Source organism: Pseudonocardia sp. EV170527-09 (assembly GCF_008369905.1).
Classification (GTDB): Bacteria; Actinomycetota; Actinomycetes; order Mycobacteriales; family Pseudonocardiaceae; genus Pseudonocardia.
The window spans coordinates 1-326 of record NZ_VRMC01000384.1; the positions used below are offsets into that span (position 1 = coordinate 1).

The 326-nt window shown below is 64.4% G+C and carries 1 protein-coding gene; it reads left to right on the forward strand.

Going from position 1 to position 326, the window contains the following annotated elements:
- The coding region (locus tag FVA95_RS29565; protein WP_149666963.1) for a helicase-related protein at positions 1-326 on the forward strand (326 nt) is incomplete at both ends.

The window sequence follows — 326 nt, forward strand, 5'->3', positions numbered from 1 at the left end:
TCCTGGTATTCCTAGCTGGTGAGCAGGAGATCCGCGAGACCGCCGAGGCGCTGGCGGACCTCAATCTGTCTAACACCGAAGTCCTGCCACTCTTTGCCCGCCTGTCGGCCGCAGAACAGCATCGGGTTTTCACTCCGCATACCGGACGACGGATCGTGCTGGCCACCAACGTCGCCGAGACCTCCCTGACCGTGCCTGGAATCCGCTACGTCATTGATCCGGGAACTGCCCGTATCTCGCGGTACTCGGTGCGCACCAAGGTCCAGCGCCTGCCTATCGAGCCGGTCTCCCAGGCCAGCGCCAACCAGCGCGCCGGACGATGTGGC